Below are 19859 nucleotides of genomic sequence, written 5' to 3' on the forward strand. Positions count from 1 at the left end.
TATGGAGCGCCCGCTTATTGTTCGATAATCTTCGCTTTGGGTTTGCTCAGAAGAAGCATGACCAGCGCGACGTAGGGCATCGGCTTCCAGAAATAATAGCCCTGCAGCAGATGAATATTCTGGCGATTAAGATATTCCAGCTGGGCCTGAGTTTCGACGCCCTCGGCAATGATGCGCAATGACAACGTCCGCGCCATCTCTATCACGCAGTCCAGCAGTTTGCTAGACGGTGCCTCAACGGTCACGCGGCCAACAAAGCTCTGATCGATTTTGATATAGTCGAAAACCAGCTCGTGAAGATAGGAAAGCCCGGAATAGCCGGTGCCGAAATCGTCCAGCGCGATGGAAAACCCGCGATTGTGCAATTTATTGAGTTTGTCGACAACCGCGCCGTTGAGCAACAGCGGTTCCTGTTCGGTGATCTCCAGCATCAGCTTTACCGCTTTACCCTCAAAACCGTGCTGAAAGTGCAGGCAATCATCGATAAACGTTGGGGCGTTAATATGGGACGCGCTGATATTGAGGCCAATATGAAACCCATCCGGAAGTTTACTAAAGAGTGGTCTCATCTGCGCGTTAACCTGCGCCATCAGGCTGCGGGTTAGGGGAATAATTAAGCCGGTACGTTCGGCCAGCGGAATAAATTCCGCGGGCGAACGCCATTGGGGGGTGGTGTTTTGCCAGCGGGCGAGAATTTCCACGCCGTATATCTCCCCGGTTTTCCCATTCACCAGCGGCTGGTAAAAGGGAACGATATCGCCCTGGGTTATCGCATAGCGCAGGTTTTCCTCTTCTGAGGTATACACATTGAGGTATTTCCGCAGCAGGAAATAGAACAGCAGCGAAACGGAGAAAATAAAAATCAACAGACCGAAACCATTATGAAATAAGCGACCGGGGCTAAAAAAGGGAGACTCAGGATAGACGATGCGAAACGGGTAGTCCGCTGAGGAAAATACGCCCAACTGAGGCTGGTTTGTTAGCGTTTGTACATCGCCATATCTGGCGATCATCTGGTTCTGTACCCAGAGTGCGAGCCCGTCGTTATCCGTATCGCTATACAGGGCATCGCGCAGATGCACGTCGCTGATACTGACAATAACTTTGACCTCTGCCGACCGTGTTTGATAGATCAGTACCGGTCGTTTATTGACCATCATTCGGGATGGCAACAACAGCAGCGGTTCGTCCGGTAATGCCTCAGCATGGAGCGTCAAAACCCGGTTACCTGGCAGTGACGAGCACCACACCTTGCCGTTTTTTACCAGCAGGATAGTACGCAGATGTGGCTGCAGCGCGGCTTCCGTTCCGAGCTGGAACTGACCCTGACCGGAGCAACCGGCACTGCTGACATTCAGTGCAGTGGCCGTTGCGGCACGCGCCTCATCAAGGATCACGGCGATTTTCTTCGCCGCTTGTTTGGCGTCATCGACATGGGCAGCCTGGTCTGAATGCCACAATTGCCAGTTAATGACAAACACGCCAGCAAGAAATACCACCAGTGCCAGAGAAAAGGCAATCCATGCATTTCGCCGCTTTATCTCTTTCATTTATTTAGCGTGCTAAGGTAATTAGGCATAAAGGGAACCGTCCATCTGGCGGTAAAGGCTTTTCAATGATCGTAGAAGGGGGAAATCTTTCGCGATGATTGAGCATATTAAAAATATGATCCATATCACAATACCCACTGGCAAGGCCGCTTACCGCATGTAACAACGGCAGATTTTTCCACCGACAATAAAAAATCGAAATTTAATGTTTTCTTAATATAAATTCCGGTGCGGTATGTTTTTAAGCATTTTCCCATCCAGAGTGGTGCGCCGACGTTATTTTTTGCTTTTTTAAGTTTATGATAATTGTTTTCATTATCATTCTTTTTTTGCTGTGATTTAATCCCCTCCGTTCAGGCTATTCACCGTTTATTGTCCCATTTCATTAAGGATGCGTTCATGAAGTTTCGCTTATCGCCTTTCCGCACGGCAGCGCTGGTTGCCGCTTCTCTGTTTCTGGCGCCGCAGGGAATGGCGGCTGACGGTCACGATGGGATCGTGGTTTACAACGCTCAGCACGAAAATCTGGTGAAGTCGTGGGTGGATGGATTCACCAAAGAGACGGGTATTAAGGTCACGCTGCGCAATGGCGATGACAGCGAGCTGGGTAATCAGCTGGTTCAGGAAGGTTCCGCGTCGCCGGCCGATGTGTTTCTGACCGAGAACTCACCGTCGATGGTGCTGGTCGATAATGCCAAACTTTTCGCCCCGCTGGATGCCGCCACCCTGCAGCAGGTTCCGGCGCAATACCGTCCGCAGCATGGGCGCTGGATCGGCATCGCCGCCCGCAGCACTGTTTTCGTCTACAACCCGGCGAAAATCAGCGAGGCGCAACTGCCGCATTCCCTGATGGATCTGGCAAAACCGGAGTGGAAAGGGCGCTGGGCGGCTTCACCATCGGGGGCTGATTTCCAGGCTATCGTCAGCGCGATGCTGGCGCTGAAGGGTGAGCAGGCGACTCTCGACTGGCTGAAGGCGATGAAAACCAACTTTGTCGCCTACAAAGGCAACAGCACGGTGATGAAAGCGGTCAACGCCGGGCAGATCGACGGCGGGGTGATCTACCACTACTATCGCTTCGTCGACCAGTCAAAAACCGGCGAGAACAGCAAAAACACCCAACTGTATTACTTCAAACATCAGGATCCGGGCGCCTTCGTCAGCCTTTCCGGCGGCGGCGTGCTGGCTTCCAGCAAACATAAAGCGCAGGCGCAGGCGTTTATTAAATGGATCACCGGCAAGCAGGGGCAGGATGCGCTACGCACCAATAACGCCTTCGAATATGCGGTGGGGGTAGACGCGGCCTCTAACCCGAAACTGACCCCGCTGAAAGATCTGGATGCACCGAAGGTGGAACCTTCCTCGCTGAACAGCAAAAAGGTCATTGAGCTGATGACGCAGGCTGGCCTGCTCTGATCCTGAGGAAGTGATGTTGCTATGTCTGTTCTGAGTCTGTCGCTCGGAAAGAAAACAGGACGCCTGCCCGAGCGCAGGCGTCCTGCATTTCCGATGGTTGCGTTAGCGCTGCTGTTTTCATTGCTGGCGCTGTTGCCGTTAGGGTTTGTGGTGGCCGTCGGATTCGACACCGGCTGGCTGACGATCAAAGCGCTGGTCTTTCGTCCGCGGGTCGGGGAGTTGCTCAACAATACCCTGTGGCTGACGATGCTGGCGGTCCCCATCAGCATTGTGCTCGGCGTGACGCTGGCCTGGCTGACGGAACGTACCGCGCTGGCCGGTCGGCAGCTGTGGGCGGCGCTGGCGGTGGCGCCGCTGGCGATTCCGGCTTTTGTCCAGAGCTACGCCTGGATCAGCGCCGTGCCATCGCTGCATGGCCTCTCCGCCGGGGTGTTTCTCTCGGTGCTGGCCTACTATCCGTTTATTTATATGCCGGTGGCAGCCGTGCTGCGCCGCCTCGATCCTACCCTTGAAGATGTCGCCGCATCGCTGGGCACGCCGCCGTGGAAAGTCTTTTTCCGGGTGGTGCTTCCGCAGTTGCGACTGGCTATCTGCGGCGGTGCGCTGCTGGTGGCCCTGCATCTGCTGGCGGAATATGGCCTGTATGTGATGATCCGCTTCGATACCTTCACCACCGCTATTTACGATCAGTTCCAGTCGACCTTCAGCGGTCCGGCCGCCAACATGCTGGCAGGCGTGTTGGCCCTGTGTTGTCTGGCGATCCTGCTGCTGGAGAGCGCCTCACGCGGTAAAGCGCGTTACGCGCGTATCGGCGCCGGGGCGGCGCGCGAGCAGCAACGCCTGGTGCTGGGAAAAGGGGCCGCTTTTAGCGCGCAGCTACTGCTTCTGCTGTTGGTGATGCTGGCGATGGGAGTGCCGTTGCTGGTCCTGTGCCGCTGGCTATGGCTGGGGGGCATCGACAACTGGCTGCATGCCGATCTGTGGCATTCGCTGCGCCAAACCTTGTTACTGGGGGCGGGCGGGGCGCTGCTGACAACGGCCTGCGCGATCCCCATCGCCTGGCTCGGCGTGCGCTATCCGTGTCCGCTGTTCCGCCTGCTGGAGGGGTGTAATTACATCACCAGCTCGCTGCCCGGCATCGTCACCGCGCTGGCGCTGGTGACCGTCACCATCCACTATGCCCGCCCGGTGTACCAGACGGAAGTGACGCTGTTTCTCGCCTACCTGCTGATGTTTATGCCGCGCGCGCTCATTAACCTGCGCGCCGGTATCGCTCAGGCGCCGGTGGAACTGGAAAACGTCGCCCGTAGCCTCGGACGCAGCCCGGCCCGCGCCCTGTGGAGCATCACCATGCGGCTTGCCGCCCCGGGGGCGACCGCCGGCGCCGCGCTGGTGTTCCTCGGCGTGAGCAATGAGCTTACCGCCACGCTGCTGCTCTCGCCACTAGGCACCCGCACCCTGTCGACCGGCTTCTGGGCCTTAACCAGCGAGATCGACTATGTGGCGGCGGCGCCGTACGCGCTACTGATGATCGTCATTTCGCTGCCGCTGACCGCGGTTCTTTATATGCAGTCGAAAAAAATGGCAGGGTTGTAACATGCTGGAATTGTCTTCTATTTCGAAATCCTTCGCCGACGTGCGGGTCCTCGATAATCTCAATCTGACGGTGGCGCCGGGGAGCCGGACGGCCATTGTGGGTCCGTCAGGCTCGGGAAAAACCACGCTGCTGCGCATTCTTGCCGGCTTCGAAACGCCCGACAGCGGGCGGATCGTTATGCACGGAGCGCCTCTTTTCGCCGAGGGGGCGTTTGTCCCCGCGCATCAGCGACGGATCGGCTATGTCCCGCAGGAGGGAGCGCTGTTCCCTCATCTCAATGTTGCGGACAATATCGCCTGGGGGCTGGACGTCAGCCGCGAGGAGAAACGTCGCCGGGTGGGCGCGCTGATGGAGATGGTTGCCCTCGATCACGGCCTGGCGCGCCACTGGCCACACGAAATTTCCGGCGGTCAGCAGCAGCGCGTTGCCCTGGCCCGCGCGCTGGCGCAGCAGCCGGCGCTAATGCTGCTGGATGAGCCGTTTTCGGCACTGGATACCGGACTGCGCGCCAGCACGCGTAAAGCGACCGCCGATCTGCTGGCCGAGACGGGTATCGCCTCGATTCTGGTGACTCATGACCAGAACGAGGCGCTGTCGTTCGCCACTCAGGTGGCGGTGATGCGCGAGGGGCGTTTCGCTCAGGTGGGGACCCCCCTGGCGGTTTACTCGCAGCCGGTGGATGAAGAGACGGCGCTGTTTCTTGGTGATGCCCTGATCCTTCCCGCACGTCTGAGCCCCGGAAGGGCAAGCTGCGTGCTGGGCGATCTGGCGACGGACGCACTGCATCCTGCTGGTGAAGGAAAGGTGATGCTGCGTCCGGAACAGCTCAGCGTCAGCGTGAGCGCCCCGCAGGAGAGTACGGCGACCATTCGCGATGTCGATTTTTCAGGCCATCTTTCCACACTGACGCTGTCGATGGTCGGGCAAGATCGGCCAATAGTGCTGCGAACCGTCAGCCAGCCGGCGTGGCAGCCCGGCGCGACGGTGCAACTGACGGTCAGCGGCAAGGCGCGGGTGTTTAGCGGCTAATCCCTGAGCAGGCGGCGCCGGGTTACAGCGGTGCCGCACAGAATGCTAATCAGATGGCGGATGAAGCCGATAGTATCCGCGCCACTGACCTCGTCGCCATGGAGTGGTAGTACGTTGGAACAATTCCGCGGGGTCAGTCCACCACGCCGTCATTGACCTATGCGACGCTTTTTCATTCGTCCCGCTGCGCTTACCTGCTATTCTGTCCCGCGATCGGCCCTGCTGTTACCATGAGACATCGCTATGCCTGAATGCCAACATCCTGCGAATCGCCCCATTTCGGCCGCTCTGCCCCGGGGGACGCTCCTGCCTGCGCTGCTGGTTATCGTCGCCGTCGCTGTCGGCTGTGCGCTGGTATCGCCGCCGATTGGCACGCTGGGTGAGATCCTGGCCAACCCCGGACTCTATATCGATCTGCTGGCCTTACTGTTTCTGGTGTTTATGCTCTGGAGCTCTGCCAGGGTGCGGATGAGCCATATTGCCGTTAACTGGGTGCGCTATGGGCTGCTGCTGTGGATTGCCGGTGGCACCTTTGACGTAATGGATGAGATCGTGGTGCAGCCGCGCTGGATGGGCTATTACTGCGAAGATCTGCTGCGCCTTTCCGGGATGTTATTTACCGTGGTGGGGGTCTACAAAATTATTGAGCGGATCAATCTGCTGTATGTTGATGCGCGCTCGCAATCCCTGAAGGATGAACTCACTCAGTTGCCCAACCGCCGTTTTTTCATCGACACGATCCGCGAGAAATCCGGACAGGGGCTGGGACTGATGATCCTGGATATCGATTTTTTTAAGAAAATTAATGATACCTGGGGGCATCTGGTGGGGGATGAGGTGTTATTTTCGTTGGGGAAACAGCTGGCGAAACTGACCGGCGAACACGTCCAGCCGGCGCGTATCGGCGGTGAAGAGTTTGCCATCATCGTCGACGGCCAGTCAGAGCCGGAGTTGCATGCCCTGGCGCAGGATATCCTCAATAATGCCCGTACCATTCTGATCAATAACCAAACGCCGCTGTCGATCAGCATTGGCGTCGGAACGTGGCGGCCAGGCGAAGCCCAGGAGACGTTTATCCGCAAAGTCGACGAGGCGCTGTACAAAGCCAAGCACAACGGGCGCGGACGCGTGGAGTGGGCATAATATTCCCCGGCTGAAGGTTAGGCCTGCTGTGCGCTGCGGCAGTGTCGCCGATACTCCGACGGCGAGCGTTCGGTGTAACGTTTGAACACCCGGCAAAAATAGTTGCTGTCGACAAAGCCGCAGTTATGAGCGATCTCCTTTACCTTCAGGTCATAGCCGCGCAGCAGCTGCTTCGCTTTTTCCAGGCGTACCCGCGTCAGATATTCATTAAATCCTACCGAGCCTGATTTCTGAAAAATATGCGAAAGGTAGTTGGGCGTGATGTGAAAACGTTTGGCTACCGATTCCCGCGTTAACGGCAGGCTAAGATTCTCCTCGAGGTAGTCCTGGACGGCGAGGAACAGATCCCGACTGCGGCTGACGCGCATCTCCAGCCCGACCAGCTGTTCACGACAGTGACTCAGCAGCGCAGCGACCACCAGCCGTGCGGTCAGCGGATCGGGCTGCAGGCTGACTTCATTCAGGCTCAGCAGCAGGTAGGAGCCCACGCGCGGCCCGAGGCGGGCCACGCTCTGTTTTTCCGTGTGCAGGCTTTTCCCGTCCCAGCGCTGAATACTGAAACCCAGCTTCTGCCGGCCAAACAGGACGCTCAGGGTGGTTGCCGGTCCGGTCCACTGTGGCAGCGTCCATTTTCCCGCCTGAACGTACAGCACCTGCAGGGTGGTTAACGTCGAGGCGGCCAGCGGCAGTCCCTGCTCAGTAAGCTGGCCCTCCAGCACTATTTCCAGACGTGGAAACGGCACGTTGAAGGCGAGGGCAGGCACGGAGATATCCGGTTCAGGAAATCTCACCTGTAAGTGATCTTTTTGACTGATTAACCGATGCAGAATATCCGGCAGATCTTCAATCATTGCTTGCCCTCAGAATGCGCATTATCCCGTTGATGGTAAGCTATTTTTTCCTGCCAGGCAGCGTTTGTTTCGCCATTTTGCGCCGCGAATTCCCGGCCAGGTGCAGCGCATGCATCACCGGAAACGAGATTGTTGATGCCCATCACATTTTGTTGGCTCGCGTACGTATGTCCAGTTTTTCGTAGCGCTCCCCTCCTGTCATACCCCGTGTGGACCAGTAGAGTTTGTTTGTGTTATCGGAACGTTAAAAAGGAACGCAAAATGAACTCATCCTCGGCTAGCTTTCTCGATGCGCTGGGCGCCGGTCTGGCGCTTAGCGCACAAATGAAATACGAGCTCGACACCCTCGGCTACACCATTGTGCATAACGTTGTAGACGCTCAGTGGCTGAGCGAAATGCGCCAGCTAATTGATACCCTGGTGGAACGTGAAGGTGACAATCTGGCGATGGAACACCACCAGGAGGCGACGGCGACGCGGATCGCCAACCTGGTGAATAAAGGCGTTATCTGGGAGAAAGTCTGGTCGCACCCGCTGATCCTCTCCGCCTGCCGCTATATCTTCAACGGCGATTTTAAAGTCTCCAGTCTGAACGCGCGCGAGGCGCTGTATAACGGCGGCCATCAGCCGCTGCACGCCGACTGGAAAAAGCCGCGCCCGGATTTTCCTAAAGTCCACCTGGTGAATACCATCTGGGCGATAGACGATTTGAGCGCCGCCAACGGTGCGCCGCGGATTATCCCCGGTACCCATCTTCGCCCCGAGTTACCGGAGGAGGTGCTGGCCGACCCGGAGCTGACCCACCCTGAAGAAATTGTTTTCGCCGCGCCGGCCGGGAGCGTGATGATTTACAACGCCCACGCCTGGCACGGCGGTACGCGTAATCGTGAGGGCAGCAGACGACGTGTGCTGCATGGGTTATATATCGATCGCGCGGATACTGCGCAGCAGGACCAGCGGCGCTGGCTGACGCCCGAGACGGCAAGCCGCCTGACGCCGGCGCAAAAGTGGCTGCTGGATGTAGAGTAAGGCCCGGAGCCGGTCAGGGGATCTCCAGATAGACGACCGGCTTCTTCATGATGCTTTTCACGGCCTCGACGATCTGCTGCGGCTGCAGCAGGAAGCTTTGAATGCTGGTTTTAATTGTCCGCAGGCCGCAAAAGCGCTGGGCGTCATCAATTTCGATATCCGTCACCAGCAGCACCACTTCGGCGCGGGCGATATCTTCCGCGGTAATGCGATTTTCCACCCCGAGCGCGCCCTGGGTTTCCACCTTCAGGTGCCATTTTTCATGATGACCGACCTTTTCCAGCCGTTCAGCGGCCATATAGGTGTGCGCCACTCCGCTGACGCAGGCGGTGACGGCGACGATATTGAAGTCCATAACATCCTCTTGGCGTTAACCGCCGATAGTGACGTGGAAGCCGGCCGCTTCGGCCAGCGCCCGGTAAGGAAGAATTTCTGCTTCTTCTGGGGCGTTTACGCCAGCCAGCGGCCAGCGTTTGCCCAGCAGACGATATTTTGGCTCGCCATAATGATGAAACGGCAGCAGGTGTATTTCTTTAAGCGCGAAGGGCGCGAGGAACGCCAGAATCTGACGAAAATTCTCAAGGCTCATGGTGTAACCGGGGATCAGCGGCACTCGCGGGATCAGGTTGATGTCTCGCGCTGCCAGCTGGCGAAAGTTGTCCATGACCCGCGGCTGATTCATTCGCAGCAGCGACCGCGCCCGCTCAGGGTCCATGATTTTTAAATCGAATAACACTTCATCGCAGGCTTCGGCCAGCGGTAAAAAACGGCTGAAGGCGCTGTCGCCGGCGGTTTCGATGGCGGTATGGATCCCCCACTGGCGCAGGCGCCGGAGAAAGCGGGCGGCAAATTCGGCCTGCATGAGCACTTCGCCGCCGGAGAGGGTAACACCGCCACCGGAGGCGCGGAAGAAGACCTCGTCTTTCAGCACCTCCTGCAGCAGGGTGTCCAGCGTTACGTCGCGACCGATCTGCTCCCATGCGCCGGACGGACACTCGGCGACGTCCTGCTGGCAGCGGGCGCAGTGCAGGCATTTGCTCTCCCGGCGCAGGGTCTGAATTTTTGGGGAGATTGACTCGGGATTAGCGCACCACGGGCAGGTGTGGGGGCAGCCTTTAAAAAAGACCAACGTGCGGATCCCCTGGCCATCGTTGAGCGAGTAGCGCTGGAGGTTAAAAATGCGCGCCCGGTCGGGGCGCGTGTCGATGACCTCACAGCTGATGCGCGGTGCGGCGGATAATGTCATCCTGAATCTCCTTTGACAGCTCAACAAAGAAGGCGCTGTAGCCCGCAACGCGCACCACCAGACCGGCGAAGTCCTGCGGCCGCTGCTGGGCTTCACGCAGGGTGTCGGCGTTGACCACGTTAAACTGGATATGCTGCAGCTTGAGCTTGCAGAAAGCCTGTAAAAAGTCTGCCAGCTTGTTCAACCCACCGTCGCCGGCCAGCGTCGCCGGCGTAAATTTGACGTTCAATAGCGTGCCGTTCGACAGCAGATAATTATCCAGCTTGCTCACTGATTTCAGCACCGCCGTTGGCCCCTGGGCGTCCTGACCGACCATCGGCGAAAGGCCGCCATCCGCCAGCTGTTCGCCGGCCAGCCGGCCATCCGGCGTGGCGCCGACCACCGAACCCAGCGGCACGTGCGCTGAGACGGTATAGGATCCGGGCGTAAAGTGGCCGCCGCGCGGGTTCAGATATTGCTCCACTTCTTTGCAGTAAAAACGCAGCAGATCGGCGCTAATATTGTCGACGTCGTCGATATCGTTGCCATATTTTTCAAAACGGTTGATCAGCCGGGCGCGGATTTTTTCTCCCTCTGGCGTCTGGAAGTTGGCTTTCAGCACCGCCATCAGTTGGTCAAAGCTGAGGCGCTGCTGGTCGAAGACCATCCCCTTCAGGGCATAAAGCGAATCACTCAGGTTGGCAATACCGATGCCCTGGACGCCGGAGAAGTTATAGCGCGCGCCGCCGGCGGTGATGTCTTTGCCGTGCTGGATACAATCAGCAATGAACGAGGAGAGGAGAGGCACCGGCGCCCAGTCGCGATGACCAATATCGCAAATGTTGCTGCCCTCGACCATCAGCTTGATGTAGTAGCGAATTTTATCTCGGATCTGGCGGATAAGCCCGTCCCAGCTCACTTCCGGTTGCCCTTCATTTTCCTGCAGCACAATTTCCATCACCTTTAGCAGATTAAACATGGCGATATCGTGCAGGCCGTAGGTGCGGCCCGGAATGGAGAGCTCCACACAGCCAACCACCGCGTAATCACGGGCATCTTCCAGCGATACGCCGCGGTTAAGGAAGGCGGGCACCACCACCTCGTCGTTGAAAATCTGCGGGATGCCGGTGCCCAGGCGGATGGTTTCGGCGGTTTTGCGCAGAAACGGGCGGTCAATCAGCTCGTTGACCCGCACGCCAAGATTCGGCTGCGGCAGCTGCACGTTTTGATAGGCGTCGAGGCATAAAAATGACAGCACATTGACCGCGCTGCGCCCGGTTTCCGTCAACCCGCCGAGCAGAGCGGTATAGCCGGTGGGAAAACCGGCAAAATAGCGCGCGCTGCTGGAGGAGCGTAGCAGGACGATATCGTTGCATTTCACCCACAGCGACTCCAGCAGCGCCTTGAGATAGGCGGGATCCTGACCCTGATTTAGCGATGCCTGATAAAACGGCAGCATATACTGGTCAAAACGCCCCAGCGAAATCGAGCTGGCATTGGATTCGTACTGCAGAATGATGTTCATATACCAGAACAACTGGCAGGCCTGGGGAAAGTCCGTTGGCCGATGCTGCGCGTTATGGCGCGAAATAGCGGCGATGGTGGCCAGCTCCTGGCGACGCTGCGGGTCCTGACAGCGCGTAGCCATCTCTTCGGCCAGCGTGGCGTAGCGCAGAATATGGCGCCGGGAGGCCTCCAGCAGGATCAGCACGGCCTGGTAAAAGGGGTTCTCGGGTTGCTGTTCGCAGAGGGTGTTTATCTCCGCAACCAGCGCGCCGAGACCATGATTGAGCAGGCGGGGATAGTCGATGATGATGTGGCCCTGGCCTTTATCGGTCTGGTTAACGCTGAAGATCTGGGTGCGGACCGCGGCCTTGACCTCGTCGGTCATCTGCCCGTTGATGAAATCTTTCATCGAGCGCTTTTCCCAGTAGGGGAACAGCGTTTCCCGATATATCCGCTTGTCTTCTTCACTTATTGCGAAGCGGTCCTGCGGACGGGTCGGGAAGGTGTCGAGTTCGTTAAGCAGCCAGTAGGGGTCCATCTCTGGCGACATAATGCCTGCCCGCGGTTTGACGGTGCGGTTGCCGGCAATCAGTTCATCTTCACGAATCGAAATCATCACCTTATCGAGGATCCAGGCGGTGGCCTTCGCCCGGCGAATAATCACCGGCTCGCCCTCCGTTTGCCGATGGCTCTCGGTATACAGCAGGGCGCGTTCAAGAGAGATTTCGCGCGGTTGGGCGAAGAGACTGGCTTTCAGGCGTTGAGTACGATTCGTCATGACAAACTCCATGTGGTGGCGAAGGGCGCGCGGGCGCCCCTTTTAAGGCTTCAGGCTCGCTGGGAAAGGTGGCTGTCTATCTTGGTCATGATGGCGTCGGCGCGTTTGACCGCATCGCTGATATTGACGCGTACGATGGTTTTCCCGGCAAACCGCTCTTCGAATTTGATGCCGATATCTTTGGTCAGGATGACCATATCGGCGGCGGCGATCTCGTCCGCCGTCAGCTCGTTTTCAATGCCAATCGAGCCCTGGGTTTCAACTTTGACCTGCCAGCCTTTGGCTTTAGCGGCGCTTTCCAGGGACTCAGCGGCCATATAGGTGTGAGCCACGCCCGACGGGCAGGCGGTGACAGCGATAATGTGGGTCATAATCTGTTCCTTTCAGTCTGTTAGTTAATTTCGAAATCGAGGTCTAATTCGTCGTCGGCTTTGGTGTCAGATGATTTCTTTTTAGCCAGCGCCTTCAGCACAATCACGCAGGCGGCGCTAACGCAGGCGCCGACCAGCAGCGCGGCGACAAAGCCGAGTTTGCCCTGGACCACCGGCAGCACGATGAGCCCGCCCCAGCCGGCGTAACACTGGGCGCCCAGCAGCGCGGCGGTGACGCAGCCGCTGGCGGCGCCAATCATATTGGCTGGAATAACGCGTAGCGGATCGGCAGCGGCAAAGGGAATGGCCCCTTCGGTGACCCCGACGCAGCCCATCACCAGCGCCGCTTTGCCGGTTTCCCGCTCTTCGGCGGTGAAATATTTGCGGCCGATTAGCGTCGCCAGCCCCATCCCCAGCGGCGGCACGGCGATGCCAACGGCGGCGATAGCCACTACGCTGTAGACCCCTTGTGAAACGCAGATCAGCATGAAAGCGTAGGCCACTTTGTTCACCGGACCGCCCATATCAAACGCCAGCATCAGGCCCATAATGATGGCCAGCACCACGATGCTGCCTTCGCGCATGCCCTGCAGCCAGCTGGTCAGGTTTGCCGTTAGCGCGCCGACCGGTTCGCCGAGCCCCCACATCATGATCCCGGCAGTAATAAAGGTGCCGATGATGGGGATAATGAAAATTGGCATCACCGATCGCAGCACCTTGTGGACCGGTATTTTTTTCAGGTAATAGACCACCAGGCCGCCGATCATCCCGGCGATTAACGCGCCGAAGAAGCCGGCGCCGAAGCTGTTGCCCACCCAGGCGCCGATGGCGCAGGGCGCCAGCGCGGCGCGGTCGGCGATGGAGTAGCCGATGTAGGCGGCGAGAAAGGGGACCATCAGCGTCAGCCCGGCGACCCCGATGTCAAAGAGTTTCTTCAGATTGGGATCGGTCGCGGCATCAGGCACGGCGCCTTTGCCATACAACATGACGGAAACCGCCAGCAGGATCCCGCCGGAGACGACGAAGGGGATCATGTGTGACACGCCGGTCATCAGATGCTGGCGAGTATTTTTTAGTATTTGCACCAGTTCGTTCATTGCTTGCTCCTGAGCGCTGTAGGGCCCGTGACAGTATTGATGGCTCAACATTAGAAAAAGGGCGCCGCATAAAACAGTAGAGAAAAAGTGCATTTACTGGATATTTGTAAGGTGAGAAAAGAATTGCGATCCACCTCAAATCTTAGTCGTGACCTGAAAGATGAGCGCTAACAGGGTGGAATTGTGATGGCGGGCATAAAAAAGAATCGTGTGTACAATAGTCCAGTAATTGCCAGTTTTATCACCTAGTCCCTGGCCTCTTCTTTCATTACCTTTTGGGGAAATAATGGATTGCTCAGGAGGAAGGCGATGGCTCTGGTCATTGAATTTATATGTGATTTGCCCAACGGCGTGCATGCGCGTCCGGCCAGTCTGGTCGAAACGCTATGCAACCGTTTTATCGCGGCGATTGAATGGCGAAATCTGCGCGGTGAAACGGGGGGAAACGCCAAAAGCGCGCTGGCCATCATCGGCACGAATACCCTGAAAGGCGACGCCTGTCAGTTGATCATCAACGGGGAGGATGAAGCTGAGGCGTTCGCCGCGTTGACGGCCTTCATGCGGGATGAGTTTCCCCATTGCGACGCACCGCTGCCCACGGCTCAGGCGCTGGACATCCAGCCGGTGCCGGCGTCCCTCTCAAGGCTGAACCCAACGCTGTTCCATGCCCGCCCGGTCTGTGCCGGCAGCGCGGGGGGCAAGCTGATTCATCTCAAATCCCGCGATCTGCACGAGCTGGGCGAACTGCCTGTCGCCAGCAGTCCTGAACAGGAGCAGGCGGCACTGGATAACGGCCTGCGCCTGCTGGTGAAAGATATCGAACTGCGGCTGCTGGACAATGACGGCACCGCCAGCGCTATCCTGGACGCTCATCGTTCGCTGGCGACGGATGCCTCGCTGCGCCAGCATCTGCTCGGCGGGATCCTCACCGGTCTCAGCTGCGCCCAGGCGATCGTCGCCACCAGCGACCACTTCTGCGCCCAGTTCCGCGATTCCGGCAACAGCTATCTACAGGAGCGGGTGCTGGATGTGCGTGATGTCTGCTTCCAGCTGTTGCAGCATATCTACGGCGAAGCCCGTTTCCCGGCGCCGGGCCAGCTGCGGGAGGCCGCCATTTGCCTTGCCGACGAGCTCACCCCTAGCCAGTTTCTGGAACTGGATAAAACGCATCTCAAAGGACTGCTGCTGCGCAGCGGCGGCACCACGTCGCACACCGTGATCCTTGCCCGCTCATTCAATATCCCAACCCTGGTGGGGGTAGACCTGGACGCGGTGCTGCCGTGGGGCGATACCCAGGTGCAGATTGACGGCAACGCCGGGCTGCTGGTGGTCGACCTGAGTCCGGCGGTGGCGCGCTACTATCAACAGGAGGCGTGGGTACAGGCGCAAATGCAGCAACAGCAGCAGGTATGGCTGGATAAAGCCGGACAGACGCAAGACGGTATCCGCCTTGAGGTGGCGGCCAATATCGCTCATTCGGTAGAAGCGGTGGCGGCGTTTAACCACGGCGCGCAGTCGGTTGGTCTGTTCCGCACGGAGATGTTGTATATGGACCGGCCGGGCGCGCCATCGGAAGACGAACTCTACAACATCTTTTGCCAGGCGCTGGAGCCGGCCGCCGGGCGCAGCATTATTGTGCGCACCATGGATATCGGCGGCGATAAACCGGTGGCCTATCTCAACATCCCTGCAGAAAACAATCCGTTCCTCGGCTACCGCGCGGTGCGCATTTATGAAGAGTACCAGGCGCTGTTTCATACCCAGCTGCGGGCGATCCTGCGGGCCTCGGCGCACGGCTCGCTGAAGATTATGATCCCGATGATTTCCTCAATGGAGGAGATTCTGTGGGTGAAAGAGCGGCTGGCGGAGGCCAAACAGTCGCTGCGTGCCGAGCAGATCCCCTTTGATGAAAAGATCCCGCTGGGCATTATGCTGGAGGTGCCGTCGGTGATGTTTATCATCGATCAGTGCTGCGAAGAGGTGGATTTCTTTAGCATCGGCAGCAACGACTTAACGCAGTATTTGCTGGCTGTCGACCGTGATAACGCAAAAGTGACGCGCCATTACAATAGCCTCAATCCAGCCTTTCTACGCGCGCTGGACTATGCCGTGCAGGCGGTACACCGCCAGGGGAAATGGATTGGCCTGTGCGGCGAGCTGGGAGCCAAAGGTTCGGTACTGCCGCTGCTGGTCGGTCTCGGTTTAGATGAGCTGAGCATGAGCGCGCCGGCGATCCCGGCGACCAAGGCGCGTCTGGCGCAGCTGGACAGCCGCGCCTGCCGCCAGCTGCTGAATCAGGCCATGCAGTGTCGTACCTCGCTGGAAGTGGAGCATCTGCTGGCCCAGTTCCGCATGCGCCAGCAGGATGTGCCGCTGATTAGCCGCCAGTGCATCACCCTTAACAGCGACTGGCGCAGCAAGGAAGAGGTGTTGAAGGGGATGACGGACAATCTGCTGCTGGCCGGACGCTGTCGCTATCCGCGCAAGCTGGAGGCTGATCTGTGGGCCCGCGAAGCGGTGTTCTCCACCGGACTGGGTTTTAGCTTTGCCATTCCGCATAGTAAATCCGAGCATATTGAGCAGTCGACCATCAGCGTTGCCCGGCTGGCCCAGCCGGTGGCGTGGGGCGATGAAGAGGCGCAGTTTGTGATCATGCTGACGCTGAACAAGCACTCGGCGGGTGACCAGCATATGCGCATTTTTTCACGGCTGGCGCGGCGCATTATGCACGCCGAGTTCCGCCAGGCGCTGGTATCCGCAGAGAGCAGCGAGGCTATCGCGACGTTGCTCCAGCGTGAGCTGGAGCTTTAAGCCGGTAAGCCGCCCCGGTGGCACAGCGTGAACCGGGGCGGCTATGCCTTATTGGGTTAAGGCCAGGCAAACTGCTTCCCCGACCTGCCGGGTAGACGCTGTTCCTTGCATATCCGGCGTCTTCGGACCACTGGCGATCGTCTGTTCGATTGCCGCCAGGATGCCATCGTGAGCGGCGCGGTAGCGCTCGTCGCCGTTGCCAAGGAAGTCGAGCATCATTGCCCCGGCCCAGATCGTCGCCAGCGGATTGGCGATATTTTTACCGTAGATATCCGGCGCGGAGCCGTGAACCGGCTCGAACAGCGACGGGAAGATGCGTTCCGGATTGAGATTGGCCGACGGCGCAATGCCGATGGTGCCGGTACAGGCTGGGCCAAGGTCAGAGAGGATATCGCCGAACAGGTTGGAACCCACTACCACGTCAAACCGCTCCGGCTGCAGCACGAAGCGGGCACAGAGGATATCGATATGCTGTTTGTCCCAGTGGACCTCGGGATAGTGTTTAGCCATCGCCTCCACCCGCTCGTCCCAGTAGGGCATGCTGATGGCCAGACCGTTGGATTTGGTCGCCGAGGTTAGCGTCTTACGCGGGCGGCTTTGCGCCAGCTCGAAAGCGTAGCGCAGGATACGGTCGACGCCGCGACGGGTAAAGACCGACTCCTGAATCACCAGCTCATGCTCGGTGCCTTCGTTGGCGCGCCCGCCCAGCGCGGAGTATTCGCCTTCGGTGTTTTCGCGCACCACGTAAAAGTCGATATCACCGGCTTTTTTCCCCGCCAGCGGGCAGGGGACGCCGGGAAACAGGCGTACCGGACGCAGGTTGACGTACTGATCGAACTCACGGCGGAACTTCAGCAGCGAACCCCACAGCGAAATGTGGTCGGGGACGGTATCCGGCCAGCCGACGGCACCGAAGTAGATAGCGTCGCAGCCCTGCAACTGCTCGCGCCAGTCGTCGGGCATCATTTTCCCGTGACGGACATAGTACTCACTGCTTGCCCAGTCCAGCGGCACGAAGCTGAGCGACAGATCCCACCGCCTTGCGGCGGCCTGCAGGACATGGATCCCTTCCGGAAGCACTTCTTTACCAATGCCATCGCCGGGAATGGCGGCGATGCGACAGGTTTTTTTCATAGCGGTTCTCACTTTTTAGCGATGATGTTTGACCCGCTGCCTATCCTATAATTGACTGTTTCATAATTAATCACGCTAACTGGTGAAACATAAAACACAGATCATGAATAATCTGCCGCTGCTGAATGACCTGCGTGTCTTTATGCTGGTTGCCCGCCGGGCCAGCTTTGCCGTTGCCGCTGAAGAGCTTGGCGTGTCGCCAGCTTTCGTCAGCAAGCGCCTCTCCCTGCTGGAACAAACTCTGAATGTGCGGCTGTTGCACCGCACTACCCGCCGGGTGGCTATCACCGAGGAGGGAGAGCGGATCTACGAGTGGGCGCAGCGCATTCTGCAGGATGTCGATGAGATGATGGACGAACTCTCCGACGTGCGCGAGGTCCCCCAGGGGACGCTGCGGATCATCAGTAGCTTCGGCTTTGGTCGTCGGGTAGTGGCCCCGGCGCTGTCGGCGCTGGCCCGCCAGTATCCGCAGCTGGAGCTGCGTTTTGATGTCCAGGATCGGCTGGTGGATTTGGCCAGTGAAGGGGTGGATCTTGATATTCGCGTCGGCGACGATATCGCGCCGAATCTGATTGCCCGCCAGCTGGCGACTAATCAACGCGTTCTGTGCGCCGCGCCGGCACTGTTTACCCGCTATCCGTTGCCAAAACAGCTCAGCGATCTGGCCGCGTTACCCTGCCTGGTGATCAAAGAGCGCGACCGGCCGTTCGGCGTGTGGCAACTGCACAGCAAAGAGGGACAGCACGCCATCAAAGTGACCGGGCCGCTCTCCTCCAATCATGGTGAAATTGTGCATCAGTGGTGCCTGGACGGGCAGGGGATTGCGTTGCGCTCGTGGTGGGACGTCAGGGAGAATATCGCCAGCGGGCATCTGGTGCAGGTGCTGCCGGACTACTGGCAACCGGCCAACGTCTGGGCGGTGTATGTCTCCCGGCTGGCCACCTCAGCCAAAATTCGCACTACCGTGGAGTTTCTGCGTCACTATTTTCAGCAGCACTACCCGCAGCAGGCGCCGACGGCCAGGGCCGTCGGCGCAGGCGATTAAACGCCAAGTCGGTCGCGCAGGCTGTAGTAGGCGGCGCCCATGGCGGTAAAGGGAATGCGCAGGCTGCGGCCGCCCGGGAACGGGTAGTGCGGCAGTTTGGCGAAAGCGTCAAAGCGCTCGGCGTCACCGCGCAGCAGTTCTGAAATCAAGCGTCCGGCCAGATGAGTACAGGTCACGCCGTGGCCGCTGTAGCCCTGCATGTAGTAAATATTTTTATCGAGACGCCCGAACTGCGGCATCCGCGACAGGGTCAGCAGGAAATTGCCGGTCCAGCGATAGTCAATTTTCACCCCCTGCAGCTGCGGGAAGGTCTTCAGCAGCTTCGGCATAATCAGCCGCTCAACGTCGTCCGGATCGCGGGCGCCGTAGACCACGCCGCCGCCGTACAGCAGGCGGTTGTCGCCGGTCAGACGGTAGTAGTCCAGCAGGTAGTTACAATCTTCCACACAGTAGTTTTTCGGGATCAGCGAGCGGGCTAACTCTTCCGACAGCGGCGCGGTGGTGACCACCTGGGTGCCGCACGGCATGCTGCGTTTCGCCAGCTCCGGCTCCAGTTTATCGCCAAGATAGGCGTTACCGGCGACGATCACGTAGCGGGCAGTGACCTGGCCGCGGGCGGTACTGACCACCGCCGGGCTGGTGTGCTGGATGCGGGTGACCGGCGACTGCTCATACACCCGGCCGCCGTTCAGGCGAATGGCGTCCGCTTCGCCGATGGCGAGGTTCAGCGGGTGAATATGGCCGCCGCTGTGGTCAAGCAGGGCGCCGACGTAGCGGTCGCTGTCCACTTCGCGACGAATGGCCTCTCTGTCCAGCAGCTCCAGCTGGGTGTTGCCGTAGCGCTCCCAGTTGGCTTTCTGTTCTTCCAGGGTTTCCAGCTGTTTATGGTTCATCGCCACGAACAGGCCGCCCGGGCGGTAATCGCACTGAATTTGATAACGCTGGATCCGTTCGCGGATGATATCGCCGCCTTCGAACATCATACTGCCGAGCATTTTCGCTGCATCCGGGCCGTAGTTTTTCTCAATGACGTCGATATCGCGGCTGTAGGAGTTAACCAGTTGACCGCCGTTGCGGCCGCTGGCGCCGAAGCCGATGCGCGCTCCTTCCAGCACCACCACGTCGTAGCCCATTTCGGCCAGATGCAGGGCGGACGAGAGGCCGGTGTAGCCGCCGCCGACAACGCAGACGTCGCAGCTTATCGATTCGTCCAGCGTTGGGAACGGTTCATACTTGTTGGCGCTGGCAGCGTAGTAGCTAGTGGTATGTTCAGTCAT

16 protein-coding genes and 1 pseudogene are annotated in these 19859 nt (G+C 58.8%); 7 read left to right on the plus strand and 10 right to left on the minus strand.

Features of this window, described 5'->3' with window-relative positions:
* Positions 1-14: 14 nt before the first annotated feature.
* Both ACKLKD_RS17650 and ACKLKD_RS17655 read right to left on the minus strand, forming a co-directional pair.
* Positions 15-806, minus strand: a complete 792-nt coding sequence (locus tag ACKLKD_RS17650; protein WP_228706665.1) for a cyclic diguanylate phosphodiesterase — start codon at positions 804-806, stop codon at positions 15-17.
* A 129-nt stretch (positions 807-935) separates the two neighbouring features.
* A pseudogene (locus tag ACKLKD_RS17655) lies at positions 936-1550 on the minus strand (CSS-motif domain-containing protein); the annotation flags it as partial.
* A gap of 399 nt (positions 1551-1949) precedes the next feature.
* On the opposite strand from ACKLKD_RS17655, the gene ACKLKD_RS17660 reads away from it, so the two are divergent.
* From ACKLKD_RS17660 to ACKLKD_RS17675, 4 genes are all read left to right on the plus strand, one after another.
* Positions 1950-2966 carry an iron ABC transporter substrate-binding protein gene (locus ACKLKD_RS17660; protein ID WP_025713869.1) on the plus strand — a complete coding sequence of 339 codons (1017 nt, stop codon included), beginning with the start codon at positions 1950-1952 and terminating at the stop codon, positions 2964-2966.
* Between the two features lie 21 nt (positions 2967-2987).
* Positions 2988-4562, plus strand: a complete 1575-nt coding sequence (locus ACKLKD_RS17665) for an ABC transporter permease (RefSeq protein WP_165931822.1) — start codon at positions 2988-2990, stop codon at positions 4560-4562.
* 1 nt (position 4563) lies between these two features.
* Positions 4564-5592: an ABC transporter ATP-binding protein gene (locus tag ACKLKD_RS17670; RefSeq protein ID WP_025713867.1), complete on the plus strand. Its 1029-nt coding sequence runs from the start codon at positions 4564-4566 to the stop codon at positions 5590-5592.
* Between the two features lie 243 nt (positions 5593-5835).
* A complete protein-coding gene (locus tag ACKLKD_RS17675; RefSeq protein WP_025713866.1) occupies positions 5836-6735 on the plus strand; it encodes a GGDEF domain-containing protein in 900 nt (299 codons plus the stop codon).
* A gap of 17 nt (positions 6736-6752) precedes the next feature.
* Here ACKLKD_RS17675 and ACKLKD_RS17680 read toward each other — a convergent pair whose 3' ends face one another.
* Positions 6753-7586: a helix-turn-helix transcriptional regulator gene (locus tag ACKLKD_RS17680; RefSeq protein ID WP_080924452.1), complete on the minus strand. Its 834-nt coding sequence runs from the start codon at positions 7584-7586 to the stop codon at positions 6753-6755.
* Between the two features lie 261 nt (positions 7587-7847).
* Here ACKLKD_RS17680 and ACKLKD_RS17685 point away from each other — a divergent pair, with 261 nt between their 5' ends.
* Positions 7848-8615: a phytanoyl-CoA dioxygenase family protein gene (locus ACKLKD_RS17685; protein ID WP_025713864.1), complete on the plus strand. Its 768-nt coding sequence runs from the start codon at positions 7848-7850 to the stop codon at positions 8613-8615.
* A 13-nt stretch (positions 8616-8628) separates the two neighbouring features.
* Here the strand turns inward: ACKLKD_RS17685 and ACKLKD_RS17690 are convergent, their stop codons facing one another.
* Genes ACKLKD_RS17690 through ACKLKD_RS17710 form a run of 5 tightly spaced genes read right to left on the minus strand, consistent with a single transcriptional unit; the run spans position 8629 to position 13592 of the window.
* Complete coding sequence (locus ACKLKD_RS17690; protein WP_025713863.1) at positions 8629-8970, minus strand: PTS fructose-like transporter subunit IIB; 342 nt, start codon at positions 8968-8970, stop codon at positions 8629-8631.
* A 15-nt stretch (positions 8971-8985) separates the two neighbouring features.
* Positions 8986-9861 carry a [formate-C-acetyltransferase]-activating enzyme gene (locus tag ACKLKD_RS17695; RefSeq protein ID WP_025713862.1) on the minus strand — a complete coding sequence of 292 codons (876 nt, stop codon included), beginning with the start codon at positions 9859-9861 and terminating at the stop codon, positions 8986-8988.
* Positions 9827-12124, minus strand: coding sequence for a formate C-acetyltransferase (locus ACKLKD_RS17700; RefSeq protein WP_025713861.1), 2298 nt, complete (start codon positions 12122-12124; stop codon positions 9827-9829). The genes ACKLKD_RS17695 and ACKLKD_RS17700 overlap by 35 nt, the downstream gene beginning before the upstream one ends.
* 50 nt (positions 12125-12174) lie before the next feature.
* Positions 12175-12495, minus strand: coding sequence for a PTS fructose-like transporter subunit IIB (locus tag ACKLKD_RS17705; protein WP_025713860.1), 321 nt, complete (start codon positions 12493-12495; stop codon positions 12175-12177).
* Positions 12496-12515: 20 nt separating this feature from the next.
* Positions 12516-13592, minus strand: coding sequence for a PTS fructose transporter subunit EIIC (locus ACKLKD_RS17710; RefSeq protein ID WP_025713859.1), 1077 nt, complete (start codon positions 13590-13592; stop codon positions 12516-12518).
* A gap of 309 nt (positions 13593-13901) precedes the next feature.
* Here ACKLKD_RS17710 and ptsP point away from each other — a divergent pair, with 309 nt between their 5' ends.
* Positions 13902-16403, plus strand: a complete 2502-nt coding sequence (gene ptsP, locus ACKLKD_RS17715) for a phosphoenolpyruvate--protein phosphotransferase (RefSeq protein ID WP_025713858.1) — start codon at positions 13902-13904, stop codon at positions 16401-16403.
* 48 nt (positions 16404-16451) lie between these two features.
* Here ptsP and ACKLKD_RS17720 read toward each other — a convergent pair whose 3' ends face one another.
* Complete coding sequence (locus ACKLKD_RS17720; RefSeq protein ID WP_025713857.1) at positions 16452-17537, minus strand: tartrate dehydrogenase; 1086 nt, start codon at positions 17535-17537, stop codon at positions 16452-16454.
* Positions 17538-17619: 82 nt separating this feature from the next.
* Here ACKLKD_RS17720 and ACKLKD_RS17725 point away from each other — a divergent pair, with 82 nt between their 5' ends.
* Positions 17620-18582, plus strand: coding sequence for a LysR substrate-binding domain-containing protein (locus tag ACKLKD_RS17725; protein ID WP_165931821.1), 963 nt, complete (start codon positions 17620-17622; stop codon positions 18580-18582).
* On the opposite strand, the gene ACKLKD_RS17730 is transcribed toward ACKLKD_RS17725, so the two are convergent.
* The gene (locus tag ACKLKD_RS17730) at positions 18579-19859 is read right to left on the minus strand and encodes an NAD(P)/FAD-dependent oxidoreductase (protein WP_080924454.1); all 1281 of its coding nucleotides are present in this window, start codon (positions 19857-19859) and stop codon (positions 18579-18581) included. The genes ACKLKD_RS17725 and ACKLKD_RS17730 overlap by 4 nt on opposite strands.

It is taken from the genome of Klebsiella sp. 10982 (assembly GCF_048589245.1).
Classification (GTDB): domain Bacteria; phylum Pseudomonadota; class Gammaproteobacteria; order Enterobacterales; family Enterobacteriaceae; genus Klebsiella; species Klebsiella quasivariicola.